Source organism: Mycobacteroides franklinii (assembly GCF_001853795.1).
GTDB classification, from domain to species: domain Bacteria; phylum Actinomycetota; class Actinomycetes; order Mycobacteriales; family Mycobacteriaceae; genus Mycobacterium; species Mycobacterium franklinii.
Window position 1 is genome coordinate 1,643,551 of the sequence record NZ_MLIK01000019.1, and the last position, 16,153, is coordinate 1,659,703.

21 protein-coding genes and 2 pseudogenes are annotated in these 16,153 nt (G+C 64.8%); 9 read left to right on the top strand and 14 right to left on the bottom strand.

Annotated features, from left to right (window positions below; translation table 11 throughout):
- Window positions 1–98: 98 nt before the first annotated feature.
- Window positions 99–872, top strand: a complete 774-nt coding sequence (locus BKG76_RS15535; protein WP_070938410.1) for an S-methyl-5'-thioadenosine phosphorylase — start codon at window positions 99–101, stop codon at window positions 870–872.
- Here BKG76_RS15535 and BKG76_RS15540 read toward each other — a convergent pair.
- Window positions 869–1,366, bottom strand: a complete 498-nt coding sequence (locus BKG76_RS15540) for a pyridoxamine 5'-phosphate oxidase family protein (protein WP_070938411.1) — start codon at window positions 1,364–1,366, stop codon at window positions 869–871. The two genes, BKG76_RS15535 and BKG76_RS15540, sit on opposite strands and share 4 nt — an antisense overlap.
- 52 nt (window positions 1,367–1,418) lie before the next feature.
- On the opposite strand from BKG76_RS15540, the gene BKG76_RS15545 reads away from it, so the two are divergent.
- Window positions 1,419–1,877: an SRPBCC family protein gene (locus BKG76_RS15545; protein ID WP_070939270.1), complete on the top strand. Its 459-nt coding sequence runs from the start codon at window positions 1,419–1,421 to the stop codon at window positions 1,875–1,877.
- On the opposite strand, the gene BKG76_RS15550 is transcribed toward BKG76_RS15545, so the two are convergent.
- The 3 genes from BKG76_RS15550 to BKG76_RS15560 are packed head-to-tail and all read right to left on the bottom strand — an operon-like array spanning window position 1,878 to window position 3,915.
- Complete coding sequence (locus BKG76_RS15550; protein WP_070938412.1) at window positions 1,878–2,396, bottom strand: cupin domain-containing protein; 519 nt, start codon at window positions 2,394–2,396, stop codon at window positions 1,878–1,880. It abuts the gene before it with no gap.
- Between the two features lie 35 nt (window positions 2,397–2,431).
- Entirely contained in the window at window positions 2,432–3,580 is a 1,149-nt protein-coding gene (gene menE, locus BKG76_RS15555) for an o-succinylbenzoate--CoA ligase (RefSeq protein ID WP_083338054.1), read from the bottom strand.
- A complete protein-coding gene (locus BKG76_RS15560; protein ID WP_070938413.1) occupies window positions 3,577–3,915 on the bottom strand; it encodes a DUF3349 domain-containing protein in 339 nt (112 codons plus the stop codon). The genes menE and BKG76_RS15560 overlap by 4 nt, the downstream gene beginning before the upstream one ends.
- 63 nt (window positions 3,916–3,978) lie before the next feature.
- Between BKG76_RS15560 and BKG76_RS24490 the strand changes: the two are divergent.
- The 3 genes and pseudogenes from BKG76_RS24490 (at window position 3,979) to BKG76_RS15570 (ending at window position 5,796) form a co-directional block, all read left to right on the top strand.
- A pseudogene (locus tag BKG76_RS24490) lies at window positions 3,979–4,195 on the top strand (hypothetical protein).
- Window positions 4,180–5,469, top strand: coding sequence for an inorganic phosphate transporter (locus BKG76_RS15565; RefSeq protein WP_070938414.1), 1,290 nt, complete (start codon window positions 4,180–4,182; stop codon window positions 5,467–5,469). The pseudogene BKG76_RS24490 and the gene BKG76_RS15565 overlap by 16 nt, the downstream one beginning before the upstream one ends.
- Window positions 5,470–5,514: 45 nt before the next feature.
- Entirely contained in the window at window positions 5,515–5,796 is a 282-nt protein-coding gene (locus tag BKG76_RS15570; RefSeq protein WP_070938415.1) for a hypothetical protein, read from the top strand.
- 29 nt (window positions 5,797–5,825) lie between these two features.
- On the opposite strand, the gene BKG76_RS15575 is transcribed toward BKG76_RS15570, so the two are convergent.
- Together BKG76_RS15575 and BKG76_RS15580 are read right to left on the bottom strand one after the other, a co-directional pair.
- A complete protein-coding gene (locus BKG76_RS15575) occupies window positions 5,826–6,212 on the bottom strand; it encodes a VOC family protein (protein ID WP_070938416.1) in 387 nt (128 codons plus the stop codon).
- Window positions 6,213–6,239: 27 nt separating this feature from the next.
- The gene (locus BKG76_RS15580; protein ID WP_070939272.1) at window positions 6,240–7,127 is read right to left on the bottom strand and encodes an SDR family oxidoreductase; all 888 of its coding nucleotides are present in this window, start codon (window positions 7,125–7,127) and stop codon (window positions 6,240–6,242) included.
- A gap of 133 nt (window positions 7,128–7,260) precedes the next feature.
- On the opposite strand from BKG76_RS15580, the gene BKG76_RS15585 reads away from it, so the two are divergent.
- Complete coding sequence (locus BKG76_RS15585) at window positions 7,261–8,091, top strand: SDR family oxidoreductase (RefSeq protein WP_070938417.1); 831 nt, start codon at window positions 7,261–7,263, stop codon at window positions 8,089–8,091.
- A gap of 96 nt (window positions 8,092–8,187) precedes the next feature.
- Here the strand turns inward: BKG76_RS15585 and BKG76_RS15590 are convergent, their stop codons facing one another.
- The 4 genes from BKG76_RS15590 to BKG76_RS15605 all read right to left on the bottom strand — a co-directional run bounded on the left by BKG76_RS15590 (window position 8,188) and on the right by BKG76_RS15605 (window position 10,778).
- Entirely contained in the window at window positions 8,188–9,120 is a 933-nt protein-coding gene (locus BKG76_RS15590; protein ID WP_070938418.1) for a 1,4-dihydroxy-2-naphthoyl-CoA synthase, read from the bottom strand.
- A 56-nt stretch (window positions 9,121–9,176) separates the two neighbouring features.
- Window positions 9,177–9,872: a hypothetical protein gene (locus tag BKG76_RS15595; RefSeq protein WP_109420765.1), complete on the bottom strand. Its 696-nt coding sequence runs from the start codon at window positions 9,870–9,872 to the stop codon at window positions 9,177–9,179.
- 106 nt (window positions 9,873–9,978) lie between these two features.
- Window positions 9,979–10,437 (bottom strand): carboxymuconolactone decarboxylase family protein, encoded by a 459-nt coding sequence (locus BKG76_RS15600; protein ID WP_070938420.1) that lies wholly within the window; start codon window positions 10,435–10,437, stop codon window positions 9,979–9,981.
- On the bottom strand, window positions 10,434–10,778 hold the full coding sequence (locus BKG76_RS15605; protein ID WP_070938421.1) for a GNAT family N-acetyltransferase: 345 nt from the start codon (window positions 10,776–10,778) through the stop codon (window positions 10,434–10,436). Before BKG76_RS15605 ends, BKG76_RS15600 begins: the two co-directional genes overlap by 4 nt.
- Before the next feature lie 49 nt (window positions 10,779–10,827).
- Between BKG76_RS15605 and BKG76_RS15610 the strand changes: the two genes are divergently transcribed.
- Entirely contained in the window at window positions 10,828–11,835 is a 1,008-nt protein-coding gene (locus BKG76_RS15610) for a pirin family protein (protein WP_070939273.1), read from the top strand.
- On the top strand, window positions 11,836–13,023 hold the full coding sequence (locus BKG76_RS15615) for a GGDEF domain-containing protein (RefSeq protein WP_070938422.1): 1,188 nt from the start codon (window positions 11,836–11,838) through the stop codon (window positions 13,021–13,023). It begins immediately after the preceding gene.
- Here BKG76_RS15615 and BKG76_RS15620 read toward each other — a convergent pair.
- From BKG76_RS15620 to BKG76_RS15630, 4 genes and pseudogenes are all read right to left on the bottom strand, one after another.
- Window positions 13,020–13,469 (bottom strand): nitroreductase/quinone reductase family protein, encoded by a 450-nt coding sequence (locus BKG76_RS15620; RefSeq protein WP_070938423.1) that lies wholly within the window; start codon window positions 13,467–13,469, stop codon window positions 13,020–13,022. The genes BKG76_RS15615 and BKG76_RS15620 overlap by 4 nt on opposite strands.
- A 76-nt stretch (window positions 13,470–13,545) precedes the next feature.
- Entirely contained in the window at window positions 13,546–14,343 is a 798-nt protein-coding gene (locus tag BKG76_RS15625; protein ID WP_070938424.1) for a DoxX family protein, read from the bottom strand.
- A 268-nt stretch (window positions 14,344–14,611) separates the two neighbouring features.
- A pseudogene (locus tag BKG76_RS25535) lies at window positions 14,612–14,707 on the bottom strand (Clp protease N-terminal domain-containing protein); the annotation flags it as partial.
- Between the two features lie 3 nt (window positions 14,708–14,710).
- A complete protein-coding gene (locus BKG76_RS15630; RefSeq protein WP_070938425.1) occupies window positions 14,711–15,043 on the bottom strand; it encodes a hypothetical protein in 333 nt (110 codons plus the stop codon).
- A gap of 131 nt (window positions 15,044–15,174) precedes the next feature.
- Between BKG76_RS15630 and BKG76_RS15635 the strand changes: the two genes are divergently transcribed.
- On the top strand, window positions 15,175–16,143 hold the full coding sequence (locus BKG76_RS15635) for an o-succinylbenzoate synthase (RefSeq protein WP_070938426.1): 969 nt from the start codon (window positions 15,175–15,177) through the stop codon (window positions 16,141–16,143).
- Window positions 16,144–16,153: the final 10 nt, after the last annotated feature.

Consider the following 16,153-nt stretch of genomic DNA (forward strand, 5'->3'; position numbering starts at 1 on the left):
GGGAACTATCTCGGCCATTTGTACGACTAATTCAATGCGGAGTGTGTTCTCTCACCCCCAGATGGATTGGGGCTCAGACGATAAACGACAATAGCGGCATGCTGGCGGTGATAGGTGGAAGCGGTTTCTATTCGTTCTTCGACAAACCGGTGCGGACCGTCACCCCGACGACGCCGTACGGTCAGCCCAGCGCACCCATCACGATCGGTCTGGTGGGGGAGCGGGAGGTGGCGTTTCTGCCGCGGCACGGGAGCCGTCACGAGTTCTCGCCGCACACCGTGCCGTACCGCGCGAACATGTGGGCGTTGCGGGCGCTGGGTGTGCGCAGGGTCTTCGCGCCCTGTGCGGTGGGCAGTCTCACCGCCGATCTAGGACCCGGTGCCATTGTGGTGCCCGATCAGCTGGTGGATCGCACCAGCGGACGCGAGCAGACCTACTTCGACAGCGGCGGCATCCATGTCGAGTTCGCCGACCCGTACTGCCCCGAGCTACGCGGGGTGTCCCTGCAACCGGGCGCCGTCGACGGCGGCACCATGGTGGTGGTGCAGGGGCCGAGATTCTCGACGCGTGCGGAAAGCCGTTGGTATGCGTCACAGGGCTTCACCCTGGTCAACATGACCGGCTATCCCGAGGCAGTGCTGGCCCGTGAACTCGAAATCTGCTACGCCGCAATCGCCTTGGTCACCGATCTGGACGCCGGTGTCGAGCACGGTCAGGGCGTTCGGGCGGTGGACGTATTCGCCGAGTTCGAGCGGAACATCGGCGGATTCAAGGAGCTGGTGCGCACCGCGGTCACCGCGACGGAATCCGTCCAGACGTGCGGGCACTGTCGCGCGCATGACGGCGTCACCCTCCCCATCGAGCTTCCCTAGGGGGTGTAGCGGGTCTGTCCGTGCGGGCTTTTGGCGAAGGAGAGAACCTTTGACGGCGTCACCCGGTACACCATGGCGAACTGGTCACCTTCCCCGAATCCGCCCTCGCTCGGGGTGAATTTCCAGTCCTCGCCATACTTTTCGAAGTAGGCCTCGGCGAGGTGCTGCAGTGCGGCGGCGTCGACCACACGTTCCGCGGCCCCCTCGACGACGATGTCGTGCCCCTGGTTCCAGGTATTCACGCCGGTGGCGATCGTCACCGCGGCATTCGATTCCAGATTGCGGGCCTTCTGCTCGGTGGGACCGGTGCAGAACGCGAACGAGTTCTGCTGCCATAGGCCCACGAGCGGGGTCATATGCGGGCTGCCGTCGGAGCGCACCGTGCCGATCCAGTACAGCTCGGCAGCGGCCAGCAGCTCCGACACCTCGCTCCAGGCGGGCGCGCAGGCGCCGGGCTCACTGAACCGCTGATCAAGACGGGAGGTAAGGGTCATGCGGATACAGACCCGGCCCGGCGTCAGGATTCATCGCGGGTACCGTAACGCCATGCGTGATTCGGTCACGGTGCACATCGCGGCTCCCGCCGAGAAGATCTGGGGACTGGTCAGCGATATCACCAACACAGGCAAGTTCAGCCCGGAGACCTTCGAGGCCGAGTGGCTCGACGGGGCCACCGGCCCGGCGGTGGGTGTGCGCTTCCGTGGTCATGTGAAGCGCAATCAGAAGGGGCCCGTCTACTGGACGGTGTGCCGGATCGTCGAGTGCGACCGCGATCGTTCCTTCGGTTTCGCGGTGCTCTGGCCCAATGGAAAGACGGTCAACACCTGGCGTTACCGCTTCGAGCCCGTCGGTGACGGCACCGATGTGACCGAATCCTTCGAGCTGACACCGGCATTGCCGCTGCGCATCTACTGGGCGTTGCTCGGTTGGGCACGCGGGCGCACCAATCGAAACGGCATGCGCGAGACCCTGAATCGGATCAAGGCGGTCGCCGAGGCGGCGTGACTACCGGGCGTCCAGCGCCGATAGCCCGCGCCCTTGCGCCCACACCGCGCTCTCCACGAAGTGGTTGTCGTAGGTCTCCTGCGCCGCCTGCAGCTCGCTGATATCGGCCTGTCCGTGCACGATTCGGTCCAGCAGCCGGAAGTAGTCGAAGCGCTGCACGCCGGGGGAGAGCACCGTGAAGATGTCGACATCGCTGTCACCGGTGGCGCCGAAGGCATGTGGCATGAGCCGCGGAACCAGCAGGGTGTCACCCTGCTCGAGGATTTCGATGCGATCTCCGGCCAGGATTTCCAGTCGCCCGGACACCACGTAGAACAGCTCGGTGGATCGCGTGTGGAAGTGCGGGGCCGCGCCGTTGGCTCCCTTCGGCAGCGAGACGGTGAGCACGCTGACCGCTCCGCCCGCCGCCTCGGAGTCCAGCACCAATCCGGTGTTGTTCCCGGCCGCGGTGCTGACGATCTCCCGATCCCCGTCCCGAACCAGCGGTGCGGAACCCGGTTCAAAATCTTCGCGTGTCATGGTGTTCCACGCTATGGCCTCAAGCGAACTTGAGGTCAAGAGAAGCGTTTGACGAGGGCGCGGCGGTCCAGTTTCCCGATCCCACGCCGGGGTAGTTCGTCGAGGAGGTGCAGTTCGCGCGGTGCCGCGGTGCTGTCGAGCGCCGCGGTGACGTGCGTGCGGAGGTCCTCCAACGTCGGGGTGCCTGCCGCCGAGGGCACCACTGCGGCGGCGACGCGCTGGCCCAGCCGGCCGTCGGGCACGCCGAAGACGGCGCATTCGGCCACCAGTGGATGAGCGCCAAGGGCTGCTTCCACCACCTGTGGGACCACCGTGAGCCCTCCGGTGCTGATGGCCTCGTCCAAACGTCCCAGCACCCGGAGCCGGCCGTCCTCGAGCTCGCCGAAGTCGTCGGTATGAAACCACCCGGGTTCGGCAAAGGATATGTGGTCTGGCATGTTGCGATATCCCGCTGCCACGGTGGCGCCGCCCAGGCTGATGCGCCCCTCTGGGCCCACGCGTACCTGGACTCCGCTGAGGGCGACCCCGTCGTAGACGCACCCTCCGCAGGTCTCGCTCATGCCGTAGGTGCGCACGACGGGGACGCGCGCTTGGGCGGCCTTGATGGCCACGGTGGCGGGTAGGGGGCCGCCGCCCAACAGGACCGCGTCAAAGGAGGCGAGCGCTTCCGATGCTGCAGAGTCGTCCAGCGCCTTCACCAATTGTGTTGCGACCAAAGAGATGTATCGCCGACTCCCGGTCATCTCGGTGGCCGCCCGCACGAAGTCGGCGATGGAGAAGCCGGACGATACGTCGAGCACGACGGGATCGGTTCCGGCTTGGATGCTGCGCAGCAGCACCTGCATTCCGGCGATGTGGTGGGGTGGCAGTGCCAACAGCCATTGGCCGGTACCGCCCAGGCGTGCGTGTGTCGCGGTACCACTGGCGGCAAGAGCCTTGCCGGTAAGCATGGCGCCCTTGGGTTTTCCCGTTGTGCCCGAGGTTGACACCACTATCGCGACATCCTCGTCGATGGGCTCGTCGGCGGAGAGTTCGGCGGCCAGGAGGTGTGCTTGATCGGCGTTGTCGGCGGGCACGGGCAGGACCGCGTCGCCGCGACCGTCCAGGAGTTCAGCCAGGCGGGGCAGCAAGCCGAGCATTGTCTGCCCGCTGGGCACGGGCAGGGCGCGCAGCAGCCGCGTCACGCGGAATGGTCTGTTGCCTGACCGGAGCCATTCTCATCGTGCTCCGCGGGCTCGCGCGGATCATCAAGGGGCCAGCCCTTTTTGGCCAGCCGCTCACGGACGCGTTCGATGTCCTCGCCGGTGGGCAGCTCGTCGGTGACCTGGGTGATGAGAACCGCGATGTCGATATTGTCGAAGTCGCCGCGGGCCATGAGTTCGCGGGCCACGGTCTTGACCTCGTCGTTGCTCAGGCGGCGTCCTAGGAGCGCCAGCAACGGGACATAGTCCGGTGGCGGGACCCCTTCGGGGTAACCCGCCCGAAGCCAGGTGACGATCTTGCTCAGAAATGCGTTCACGGCCTCTAACTTCTGTAAGGACGGGCGGCCGTCCTGGATCTTGTCGACTGCCTAGCGATCGTAGTGCCGTTGAGGCCCATTGTCGCCAGTGGAAAACCTAGCGGTACTCGGTGCTGAAACTAACAAGCAGCCCGAACAGTCCGCACCCAGAAGGTTAACGGAATGTGAACTCCTTGCGGGAAATATCAAACTGGCCGGTCAGCGCCCAAACTTCGTCTGTCATCAGCTGGTCAAAGTCAAGGCCTTTGCCCCAGAATTAGCGCCATGGACGCAACCATGATCATCCTGGTGCTGCTTATTGCCACAGCACTGGCTTTCGACTTCACCAACGGGTTTCATGACACCGGTAACGCCATGGCCACGTCCATTGCAACAGGCGCCCTCAAGCCCAAGACCGCGGTCCTGCTGGCCGGCGTCCTGAACCTCGTCGGCGCCTTCCTCTCGGTAGAGGTCGCCGTCACCGTGACCACCTCGGTGATCAAGGTGCAAGACAGCAAGACGGGGCACCTATTGCCCAACATCACCCCGTCCATGGGATTGACCATCATCTTCGCGGGCCTCATCGGCGGCATCCTGTGGAACCTGCTGACCTGGCTGTTCGGTATCCCGTCCAGCTCCTCGCACGCGCTCTTCGGTGGCCTTATCGGTGCCGCCCTTGCCGCCATCGGCACGTCGGGCGTCAAGTGGGACGGCATCCTGCAGAAGGTGATCATCCCCGCCGTGGCCGCGCCGCTGATCGCGGGCGTCGTCGCCGCCGCGGGCACCTGGCTGGTCTACCGGATCACGCGCAACGTGGTGAAGAAGCGTCGCGAGGAAGGCTTCCGCTGGGGTCAGATCGCGACCGCGTCCCTCGTCGCCCTGTCGCACGGAACCAACGACGCGCAGAAGACCATGGGTGTCATCGCCCTGGCGCTCATCACCACCGGCCACCTGACTGGCAATGTGAAGGAGACGGGCCTGCCGTTCTGGATCATCGCCAGCTGTGCGCTCGCCATCGGCCTGGGCACCTACCTGGGTGGATGGCGCGTCATCCGCACCCTGGGCAAGGGTCTTGTCGAGATCGAGTCCCCGCAGGGTCTCGCTGCCGAAGCGTCCTCGGCCGCGATCATCCTGAGCTCGAGCGCCGCCGGTATGGCACTGTCCACCACCCACGTTGCGACCGGCTCGATTCTCGGTACCGGTGTGGGTAAGCCGGGTGCCGAGGTCCGCTGGGCCGTGGCCGGCCGCATGGTGCTGGCCTGGCTGGTCACTCTGCCCGCCGCGGGCATCGTCGGCGCACTGTCTTATTGGCTGTCGCATTTCATCGGCAACCTCACCACCCCGATGGCTGGCGACCTGATCATCTTCGCGCTGCTGGTGGTGCTGTCCGGTTACATGTGGTGGCGCGCCCAGCAGGAGAAGGTCGACTCCAGCAACGTCAACGCCGATTGGGACGACTCCACCAACTCGGTGGTGCCCGCTGGCGATCGTGAGGCCGAGGTCGGAGCGTCTGCCGAGGTCTCGGACAAGGATGCTTCGAAGAAGAGCTCGGCCAACGACACGGCTTCGGTCTAACCGAACCCCGCGAATCAGACCTCCACGGACAGTAAGGAATCTTCGATGAACTACTTGGAAGCCCTCGGCAAGGTGCTCGCGGTTGGGTTGATTCTCGGTGCGGGTCTGCCGGCGGTCTTCGCCGCGGGCCTGGTCGCCTACTCGTCGGGTGCCGGTGGCGCCAATGACGACGGCACCGTTGTCGCCCCCAACCCGGCCGTGAAGTTCTTTGGGCTGGCGTTGTTCACTCTGGTCGGCGCGGTTATCGTCATCGCGCTGCTGTGGATCACCCGGACGACGATCATCCACCACACCGGGTTCGACTTCTTCCCGTTCCTCAAGAAGTAACCGAGACCCTCAAAGACACCCGGCGGGAGCTACCGCCGGGTGTCTTTGCGTAGTGGGTGGTCGGCCGGGATCTGCACGAAGATCAGCGTGACACCGTCGGGCGCTGCCACATGCATCTCGTGCAGGCCCCACGGTTCCTCTTGTGCGGCACGGGCTATTGCGGCCCCACGGCTTTCGAGGTCGGCCTGCGTCGCATAGACGTCGCGGACCTGGAGCCAGAGCGCGCCCGGAAACGCCGTCGGCGGACCGTCTGGGCGACCATGCCCGGCGATCTCGATGAGGGACTGACCGGCGAAGAACACCATGCCTGCCCCGTAATCACGTGCGACGGCCAGCCCCAACGTCTCGCGATAGAACGCCAACGTCGCGTCATAGTCCTTAGGCCGCAACAGTATTCGGCTGGACAATATCTCCATGTGCCGTGTCTATCACGGTGGGCAGTATTAGCCCAGGGTTTCGGGCCCTGATCGCGCCATGCGGGTCACCAGCTCGGGTGCCACCGCGTTCACCGTTGCGGCCAGCACCGAGAAACGCGGGGCGATTCGGGCGGGCCGCACGCGCGCGGCCAGCACCATCCAGTCGGCCGCCTCGGCAGAGGTCAGTGCCGGTGCGTCGGTGAACGCGTCGGTGGGCGCGATCATCGGGGTGCGTACCAGGGGGAAGTAGAGGGTGCTGGTGTGCACGTTGTACTTGCCATACTCGGCGTCGACGATTCGGCTGACCGTCGACAGCGCCGCCTTGGACGCGTTGTAGACGGCGAACTTGGGCACCACATCGTTCAGCACACCCCAGGTGGCCACGTTGATGATGTGCCCGCTGCGCCGCTCGACCATGCCGGGGGCGAACCCGCGGATCAACCGCAGCGGTGAGAAGTAGTTGAGCTGCATGGTGCGCTCGGCGTCATGCCAGCGATCCAGCGATTCGTGGGTGGCGCGCCGAATGGAACGCCCGGCGTTGTTGATCAGGACGTCGACGCCGCCGTGGCGTTCGGTCACGGTCTCGACGAGCTTGTCGATGGCATCCAGGTCGGACAGGTCACAGGTGATGGCGTCGGCCTCGCCGCCGTCAGCGGTGATGCGGGCCGCGACCTCGGCCAGTAGATCCTCGCGGCGGGCGACGACGATGACCTTGGCGCCGAGCTTGCCGAAACGGTAGGCGGCTTCCTCGCCGATGCCGGAGGAGGCGCCGGTGATGAGCACGCGCTTGCCCTTGAGCGAGACCCCGTAGTTGGGATCGAACTTGGCCCGAAGGAGTGAGGGGCTGGGATATGGCTGCATGGCCGCGCGCGCGATGGCTGTACTGACGCGACTGCTGACCGAGTTCTTACTCACGAGTAAGAACTGTATTCCTCTTCCGTTGCGTGCGAAATGCTGGGTCCCGGTGACATTGATCTCGCCCGGTTTCACATACCGGCGGTGTCCTACGCTGGCCTCACTCAACCCTATGACGACAAGGACGTGGCTTATGGGATCGCTGGCGGGTAAGACCATCATCATGTCGGGAGGCAGCCGAGGTATCGGGCTGGCCATCGCGCTGCGCGCGGCTCGGGACGGCGCCAACGTGGCGATCATGGCCAAGACCGCGGAACCGCATCCCAAGCTTCCCGGCACCATTTACACCGCCGCTGAGGAGATCGAGGCTGCCGGTGGTCACGCTCTGCCCCTGCTCGGAGACGTCCGTGACGACGAGGTCGTCGTGTCGGCGGTAGCGCAGACGGTCGAGAAGTTCGGTGGGATCGACATTGTGGTCAACAATGCCAGCGCGCTGAATCTTGCTCCCTCGGAGTCGATTTCGATGAAGGCCTACGACCTGATGCAGGACATCAATGCGCGGGGCGCGTTCTCGCTGTCCAAGTCGGCGATCGGGGCACTCAAGGAGGCCGACAATCCACACATCCTGACGCTGTCGCCGCCGATCACCCTGGATCCCAAGTGGTTCAGCCAGACCACCACCGCTTACACCATTTCCAAGTTCTCCATGAGTCTGGTGGCCATCGGTTTGGCCGCCGAACTGCGCGAGTACGGCATCGCGTCGAACTCGCTGTGGCCGCGCACCACGATCGACACCGCCGCCATCCGAAACATCCTTGGTGCCGAGCTGGTTGCGCGTTGTCGGTCCGCGGAGATCATGGCCGATGCCGCGTACGAGATCCTGATCAAGCCCAGCCGTGAGGTCACCGGAAACAGCTTCATCGACGACGAGGTGCTCCGAGAGGCGGGCGTCACCGACTTCTCCCAATACCGTCAGTGCGCCGAAGAAGACCTCGAGCTCGACTTCTGGATGGATCGCGCCTAGTTCGGGCGCGCCCGCCTACGCCGAGATCGACGTTTTGCAACGAAAGTGCGAGTGCGTGTCTGCAAAACGTCGATTTCCGCGAAGGGGAATGCAGCTCTAGTAGTGCCAGGGGTAGGGCGACCAGTCCGGCTCGCGCTTCTCCAGGAATGAATCGCGGCCCTCGACAGCCTCGTCGGTCATGTAGGCCAATCGTGTTGCCTCACCGGCGAACAGCTGCTGTCCCACCAGTCCGTCGTCGGTGAGGTTGAAGGCGTATTTCAGCATGCGTTGCGCTTGCGGCGACTTTCCGTTGATGGCATCCGCCCACTCGAGTGCGACGTTCTCCAGCTCGGCGTGGTCGACGACCTCGTTGACGGCACCCATGTGATGCATCTGTTCGGCGGTGTACGGCCGGCCCAGGAAGAAGATCTCGCGAGCGAATTTCTGCCCGACCATCTTGGCCAGATACGCGCTGCCATATCCACCATCGAAGCTGCCCACATCGGCGTCGGTCTGCTTGAAGCGGGCGTGTTCGCGGCTGGCCAGTGTCAGGTCGCACACCACGTGCAGGCTGTGCCCGCCACCGGCGGCCCAGCCATTCACCAAGGCAATCACCACCTTTGGCATGAAACGGATGAGGCGCTGCACTTCCAGGATGTGCAGACGGCCCGCACGTCCAGGGTCCACGGTCTCGGCGGTTTCGCCTCCGGCGTACTGATATCCGGTGCGTCCCCTGATGCGCTGATCGCCGCCGGAACAGAATGCCCAGCCGCCGTCCTTGGGGCTCGGGCCGTTCCCGGTGAGCAGCACCGCCCCCACATCGGAGGTCATCCGTGCGTGATCCAGGGTGCGATACAGCTCGTCGACGGTGTGTGGCCGGAATGCGTTGCGCACCTCGGGCCGATCGAACGCGATCCGCACGGTGCCTTTTTTGACGCCCTCGTCGACGTGCCGGTGGTAGGTGATGTCGGTCAGGTCGTCGAACCCCGGCACCGGCTGCCAGCGCGTCGGGTCAAAGGGATTGGCGGTCTGCCCGTGCTCTTGGGTCATGGCTCCGACTCTAGAGGCCGCCTTGTCGGCGGTCGGCTGACGCTACCCGTGAACGGCTAGGCCGAGGCCTGCGCTGCCGACGACGTCGTCCACTGGGTGAAGAGACCCGGAGGGGGCTGTTGGCACCACGCCCACTTACCGCCTTCCTTGCGGAACTGATTCGGCTTGGTCTGGGTTTCGGTGCCGGCGCCGCCGAAGCTGTAGGTCGCGGTGATGTCCCCGGTGGCGCTGTCGCCGACAATCTTGATGTTGTCGATCGCAAACTTCTCCACCGTGGTGGATTCGCGGATGACCTGCAGCACGGTGGTCGAGTAGGCGAACTCGTCACGGCTGACGATCGCCCGCACCAGCGTGGCGCGTTCACTGCTTCCTGCGCTGGGGAAGTGTTGTGCCACATCGCTGGACAGCGTTGAGGTGTCGCCGTACATGAGCGCCTCCTCGGCGCCACGCCAGGAATTGATCGAGGGGACGAGCTTGGAGTCGGCGGTGCGGCTGGAGACCTGGTACCGCGGGCACGTCAGCGCGTTGCCGGCATCCAGGTCCAGGCTGTCGAGGGCCTTGCCCATCTGGGCCGTCACCTGACGGATCTGTTCCTGATCGCTGACGGTGGGGGCCGTGGTGGTCTGGGGAACTTCGGTGGGTTTGGTCAGGGTCTGGTAGACGGTGCACCCGGACAGTGCGGTAGCAAGTGCGGCCGCCACCACTACCGAACGCGCTGCCCTGCGGAAATGTGTGGCATGCACCCGAGCCATCGTTGAATACCTTCCCCATGAGATATGTCAGTGGCCAGATCATTACCCTGGCTTAAGAAATCTAACTCATGGTGGTGTGGCTGTATTCCCGCCCTGTGACGGGTTGTCAGCGCCGCTTGATCGGGTGGCGGCTCAGAATCGAGATCCGGTTGAAGGTGTTGATCATGATCGCCGACCACACCAGCGCCGATACCTGATCGTCGGACAGGTGCTCGCGCACAGCGGCGTACTGCTCGTCACTGAGGTGCTGGTCGGTGACTTCCGTCACGGCTTCGGCGATCGTCAGCGCCGCGCGCTCCACATCGCTGAACAACTCGGCCTCCTGCCACACCGGTAATACGGCGATCCGCTGCGTGGACTCGCCTTCTTCGAGCGCGATCCGGGTGTGCAGGTCAAGGCAAAACAGGCAGCGGTTGAGCTGCGATACCCGAATGTTGACCAATTCCAGTGTCGTTCGCGTGAGCCCGGCTTCGGCGGCGCGTGTGCGGAGCTCGGCGGCGGCCTTGCTCAGTCCCTGATAGACGGAGGGAGTTTGTTTGTCGACGTAGACGCGATGTTCGCTCATTCCTGGCGTGCCTCGACCGCCGCCAGTGCTTCCCGGGTGACGGGACTGAGGATGTCGTCGAACTCGTGGTGTTTGCCGACGAACTTCCTGACGTAGGGGCAGACCGGCACGATCTTGCGTCCCGTGGACCGCGTGGATGTCAGTGCGGACTGCACCAGCGTCCCGGCGAGGCCGCGACCACCGAATTTCTCGTCGATCTCGGTGTGAAAGAAGATCCGCACCTCGGCGCCGTCCAATGCGGTATCCAAGTATTCGGTGAATCCCGCGAGCTCACCGTCTGCCGTTATCTCGAATCGATGATTGTCGGGAGCGTCGGCGACCGTGGCGTCGGGTTCGTCCATGGTGACCCACTATGCCGCACGTATGGTGAATTCGGCCGATGATGGTGACATGAGCAATACCGAGACCACGCCGACGGAAACCCGGTGCGAGGGTGGCCCATGTCCGCTGGATGGGGCCGGCCGGCCGGTGGTTGAAATACTCACTGCCCGAGAGGTTCCACTCGGCGGACCGCGCGCGATGACGGTGCTGCGGACTCTGCCTCAGGCCCAGCGCTCGCTGATCGGCGCCTGGTGCTTTGCCGATCACTATGGACCCGATGACATCACGCAGACCGGCGGTATGGATGTCGCGCCTCATCCACATACCGGACTACAGACGGTGAGTTGGCTGTTCACCGGCGAGATCGAGCATCGCGACAGCAATGGCGTGCATGCCATGGTGCGCCCGGGCGAGCTCAATCTGATGACGGGTGGTCGCGGTATCTGTCATTCGGAGGTGTCGACACCAGAGACCACCACGCTGCACGGCGTGCAACTGTGGGTCGCGTTGCCCAATGAATCTCGGGATGCGGCAAGAGATTTCCAGCATTACGCCCCCGAGGCAGTGGTGGCCGGTGGGGTTAGTGTGCGGGTTTTCCTGGGATCGTTGGCGGGTCAGGTGTCACCGGTGCGTACCGCCACCGCGCTTCTCGGTGCGGAGCTGCTACTGGAGCCGCGCAGCACGGTGCGATTCGACGTCGATCCGGGGTTCGAGCACGGCCTACTGGTGGACACCGAGGCCGTCGAGTTCTCCGGCACCCGGCTGTCGCGCGGTGAGCTGGGTTACGTGGGCACCGGAGTGGAGCAACTGACCGTGACCAACCCAATGGATGACACAGCTCGAGCGATTCTGTTGGGCGGCAAGCCATTCAGCGAGCAGATCGTGATGTGGTGGAATTTCGTCGGTCGCGATCACGACGAGATCGCGGGATTCCGCGAGGAATGGCAGTCAGAATCAGAGCGCTTTGGTCGTGTGGACGGTTACCGGGGCGCGGTGCCTCGTCTGCCCGCGCCGCCCTTGCCGAAGGTGCGGATGGTGCCGAGGCGAAATCCGCCGACCGCCAATCCGGAGAGCTAGATGCCGCTGAACAGCACTGTCGCCTACCTTCGTTCCACCGGATGGATGAGATTTTTGATCCAGTGGTGGAACGAGCCGGTTCCCAAGGGCTGGTTGCGGGCTTCCCTTCGTGCTCGCCAGCTTGACCGGACCGTCCGCAACGTCATCGGTGGGTATGCGCTGGTCTTCGCGGCAATCTGCGTCGCGGTGCAATTCAGCGACACCGGGCCCCGGAGCACGGTGGGCCGCGTGATCGTCGGCTTGTGTGCTGTGGGGGCGTTGGGTTGGGCGGTGCGCTGGGTGGTGGGGCCCTGGCCGTCTCTGCGTGAGGCGGTTGCCTTCGTCGTCTTCGCCGACGTGGGGATCGCGATTGCCTGCTGGCAGGACTTCGATCCACCAGGTCTGATGGGGACGGTGCTGTTCACGCCGGTCGGCGCGTACGTCAGCTTCTTCTTGAGTAACCGTCTGCTGCTGGCGCATATTGCATGGTGCGGGCCGGTGATCATCGCATTGTCGTACCGCCTCGCCGATGGGACCGTTGGTGCGGCGATCACTGCGGTGGTGAAGGTGACCAGCATGCTGTTGCTGGTGGTGCTCATACCTGCGGTCATCCAGTTCGGGATCGCGGTGGTGCGCCTGGACGCATTTGCCGCACAACGTGATCCGCTGACCGGGATCCTCAATCGCCGCGGTATCTACGACGAGTGGCGGCGCCTGCACAGCAGGCTCGCGCGTGAGGGCATGCTGGAGAGTGACCAGGTGATCGCGGCGGCCATCGTCGATATCGACAGATTCAAGTCCATCAACGACCGGTACGGCCACGGCACGGGGGACCTGGTGCTTGTCGACCTGGCCGATGCACTCACTTCCGGTTCGATTGGGGGACGTGTGGTCGGTCGCCCGGGTGGCGAGGAGTTTCTCGTGGTGACGGTGTGTCCGGCGGAGGCCGTCGCCGACTTCGCTACCCGGCTCAGAGAGGCCGTCACCACCTTGAAGCCCGAGGGAATCGCCGTGACCGCGAGTGTGGGGGTTGCCGCCCAGGCGATCTCGCGCGTGGTGTCCGCGACTTCGGAAGAGTCGATTGACGTGCTCACCGCGTGTGCTGACAGCGCTATGTACCAGGCAAAGCGCAACGGCGGAAACCAATCCCGGATTCTTCATCCGGGTCAGGAGTCCTTCGATCGGTACATATGGCGTTCGGGCGCTTAGCTCTCTGCCGGATCGAACCGGAACACGGCGGCGATCCCGGCGAGGGCTTCGAACTCGTCCGGAGTGCCCTCCTTGACCAGCCCGGCGTTTCTGATGAAGCCGACACCGGTGGGCACCTCGATCGGAAACGCGCGGAGCACCGGGCGTGAGTCCTCGGCGGAGAGCTCGACGATGCGCACCTGCTCGGTATGCCGTCCCTGGGTCAGGGTGCCCGCTTTGGCCTTACGCGCGTTGGCGATCCAGGCAGATCCCGGAACTCCGCCGACGGCATAGCGCTGCCCGTCGAGCGTGAATGGGGTGATGGGAGTCGAACGCGGCTTGCCGGACTTGGCGCCCGGGACGGTCAGGACCACCATCGGCAATTTGAGGCCTACCTTGTGTCCGCCGATGACGACCTTGTTGAAGTACTTGAGCCATTTGGGAACGGGTTTGATGTCAACTGACATGACATCACGGTACGCCTGCGGGGTGTCGTTTGGCCAGGGGTTTGGCGCACGTATGGATCAGGGCTCGTCTGGCGGACTAGCTGCGCGTTGTGGTGTCTGTCAGTTCTGATCGCAGGTGTGTGGCATGGTCGGCGATCTTGCGACCACTCCGCGATGCGGCGTCGGCAAGCGTGCTGCCTTGCTCTTGCGCGACCTTCGCGAGCTGGTTGCCCTTGTCGCGAGCGAAATCCGCCAATTTGGGCGCATTGTGGCGGGCAATCTCACTCAGTGTGGAGGTTCCCTCGCCTATGGTCTCGGACACCTCATCCCAGCGTTCGCCCGCTTTCTCGGCCAACGACCTTGTGGCGTCGCCAAGTTCATTCATTCTGTCGGTAAGTGACTGTGTCGGGTGGTTGGTTGTGGGGATGACCGAGGACACCACTTCGGCGGCGTGGCGGGTGGCCCGTCGGGCGCGCCATGACAGTCCCGGACGCCCCTCGGTGTCTATTCCCGCGATGATCAGGCCACCCAGTATGGACGTGTTCTTCCAGAAATGAGCCCGTTGTTGCGCACGCGCCGCGGGATCGGACTCCTGCCAGAAACGGTTCTCGGCCAATGTGGTTGGTACGAGCGTGCCCGCGAGTACCAGTGCGGAGATCCGCGGCAGTTTTCCACTGGCCAACGCCAACCCGCCAATCAACTGCAGTGCCTTGTTGGCGCGGGCGTACACCTGCGGGTCATCCGGCAGATATCGAGTGGCTCGCTGGGGCAACACGTTCCGGACGCCGGACACCACGGGTTCGGCATTAGGTGTCGCCGTCTCACGCCAACCACTCAGACCTGCGGTGATGAAGTACGAGCCGAGCAGCGGGCGGGCAATGCGCCGAACCAACATGAAAACCTCCAACGCGATTGTGCGGATGCTTTTTTGGATCGGGCGCCATGCGGCGGCGCCCGCCGAGGAAGGTCGACGGGCGCCACCATCGCCAGGCAGTTCTTGCCGCTGATACGACGTTCTTGCGGTACGCACGCGCCCGATTACCCACTCTAGTTTACGTTGTACACCAAGAGCTGGCAAGGTGCACGAGGATGGCACCGTCGCATATGCAGCCGCGGTGATCGCCCTCTTGGTTCACGGACTTGGATCTTCGTCCTGGTCAGGGGGTCTTACCCTGCACGATCTCGCCGAGCAGGAGATTTTCGGTGCCAATAAAGTTGTGGCCCAGCCGAAGTGCGGTGTGCAGCGTGGCTTCCCTGGCGGGCTAGTTGCGGCGTGGCCGGGTGCGGAATCGTCTGCGCGCCGCGTGAACGGCTCCGACCGAACGGCCCAGCCGTGTCGCGACCTGCGCGGCGGTCGACGACGCGTCGAGCACCGTGTTGATTTCCTCCTTGGTCCAAGGCTTCTGCCAGTTCAGCGGATGATCCGAAGCGTCGGCGAAGTAACGCTGAGAGCGCCGGGTGGCACGTTGGTTGATGGGTTCCCAGCGTTCCCGTTCCGCGTCGCCGATCCGCTGCAGCCGCTGTGACTCCGCCGAGGAGCAGCCGCCGCACCGGCAGCCCGATTGAAATCCCGCGACACCGTGAACCGTTGCCATGTCCTCTCCCTTCGCACATCGCGTACATCGCCGTGGGCAGACTGGCATCCGGCCACAAAGCTGCCTAGAACCGAAAGTCACTTTCAGGGCGGCCCGGTGGATCCCCTGACCAGCGTGCGACGATCGCAGGCGTGGAGCTGCCCGGGTTGGACGATGTGCTCGACCGGTTGCATGTCGTCGCGCTACCCATGCGGGTGCGATTTCGCGGCATCACTACCCGTGAAGTCGCGCTGATCGACGGCCCGGCGGGCTGGGGTGAGTTCGGCGCCTTCCCCGAGTATCGGGCCCCCGAGGCCTCCGCGTGGCTGGCCGCGGCCATCGAGGTCGGGTACCGCGGGCTTCCCACAGCGCGCCGCAGCCGAATTCCGATCAACGCGACGGTGCCCGCGGTCGCCGCCGCAGACGTGCCCGAGGTGCTGGCCCGATTCCCGGGCGCCCGGACCGCCAAGATCAAGGTGGCAGAGCCCGGACAGACACTCGATGAGGACATCGCGCGGGTCTGCGCGGTCCGCGCGCAGATTCACACCGTACGCGTCGACGCCAACGGCGGCTGGACCCTTGAGCAGGCCGTCCACGCGCTGACCGCGCTGACTCGCGACGGCGCGCTCGAGTACGCCGAGCAGCCGTGTGCCACGGTGGAGGAACTGGCGGAATTGCGTCGCCGTCTCCCGGGCGTGCCGATTGCCGCCGACGAAAGCATCAGGCGCGCAAGTGATCCGCTACGCGTCGCGCAGGCGCAGGCGGCCGATATCGCCGTGCTCAAGGTGGCGCCCCTCGGTGGTGTAGCCGCGCTGCTGGAGATCGCCGAGCGCATCGGCATGCCCGTAGTGGTCTCCAGCGCGCTGGACAGCGCGGTGGGCATCGGAATCGGCCTGCGCGCGGCGGCGGCGCTCCCGGTACTGGAACATGCCTGTGGATTGGGCACCGGAGGATTCTTCTTGGACGATGTAGCGGATGTGCCGCCTGTGGTGGACGGTCACCTCGCGGTGGCATCGTTCACCCCCGACCCGGCTCGGCTGGCCGCGCTCGCCGCACCCGCTGACCGGCGCGATTGGTGGCAGCACCGAGTGGCCGACTGCTACGCGCTGCTGAACCGGTAGGTTCAGTCAA

Excerpts from the sequence above, each read along its gene's own strand:
- BKG76_RS15535 (WP_070938410.1), top strand. The coding sequence starts at position 99 with ATGCTGGCGGTGATAGGTGGAAGCGGTTTCTATTCGTTCTTCGACAAA.
- BKG76_RS15540 (WP_070938411.1), bottom strand. The coding sequence starts at position 1,366 with ATGACCCTTACCTCCCGTCTTGATCAGCGGTTCAGTGAGCCCGGCGCC.
- BKG76_RS15545 (WP_070939270.1), top strand. The coding sequence starts at position 1,419 with ATGCGTGATTCGGTCACGGTGCACATCGCGGCTCCCGCCGAGAAGATC.
- BKG76_RS15550 (WP_070938412.1), bottom strand. The coding sequence starts at position 2,396 with ATGACACGCGAAGATTTTGAACCGGGTTCCGCACCGCTGGTTCGGGAC.
- BKG76_RS15565 (WP_070938414.1), top strand. The coding sequence starts at position 4,180 with ATGGACGCAACCATGATCATCCTGGTGCTGCTTATTGCCACAGCACTG.
- BKG76_RS15570 (WP_070938415.1), top strand. The coding sequence starts at position 5,515 with ATGAACTACTTGGAAGCCCTCGGCAAGGTGCTCGCGGTTGGGTTGATT.
- BKG76_RS15575 (WP_070938416.1), bottom strand. The coding sequence starts at position 6,212 with ATGGAGATATTGTCCAGCCGAATACTGTTGCGGCCTAAGGACTATGAC.
- BKG76_RS15585 (WP_070938417.1), top strand. The coding sequence starts at position 7,261 with ATGGGATCGCTGGCGGGTAAGACCATCATCATGTCGGGAGGCAGCCGA.
- BKG76_RS15590 (WP_070938418.1), bottom strand. The coding sequence starts at position 9,120 with ATGACCCAAGAGCACGGGCAGACCGCCAATCCCTTTGACCCGACGCGC.
- BKG76_RS15595 (WP_109420765.1), bottom strand. The coding sequence starts at position 9,872 with ATGGCTCGGGTGCATGCCACACATTTCCGCAGGGCAGCGCGTTCGGTA.
- BKG76_RS15600 (WP_070938420.1), bottom strand. The coding sequence starts at position 10,437 with ATGAGCGAACATCGCGTCTACGTCGACAAACAAACTCCCTCCGTCTAT.
- BKG76_RS15605 (WP_070938421.1), bottom strand. The coding sequence starts at position 10,778 with ATGGACGAACCCGACGCCACGGTCGCCGACGCTCCCGACAATCATCGA.
- BKG76_RS15610 (WP_070939273.1), top strand. The coding sequence starts at position 10,828 with ATGAGCAATACCGAGACCACGCCGACGGAAACCCGGTGCGAGGGTGGC.
- BKG76_RS15615 (WP_070938422.1), top strand. The coding sequence starts at position 11,836 with ATGCCGCTGAACAGCACTGTCGCCTACCTTCGTTCCACCGGATGGATG.
- BKG76_RS15620 (WP_070938423.1), bottom strand. The coding sequence starts at position 13,469 with ATGTCAGTTGACATCAAACCCGTTCCCAAATGGCTCAAGTACTTCAAC.
- BKG76_RS15625 (WP_070938424.1), bottom strand. The coding sequence starts at position 14,343 with ATGTTGGTTCGGCGCATTGCCCGCCCGCTGCTCGGCTCGTACTTCATC.
- BKG76_RS15630 (WP_070938425.1), bottom strand. The coding sequence starts at position 15,043 with ATGGCAACGGTTCACGGTGTCGCGGGATTTCAATCGGGCTGCCGGTGC.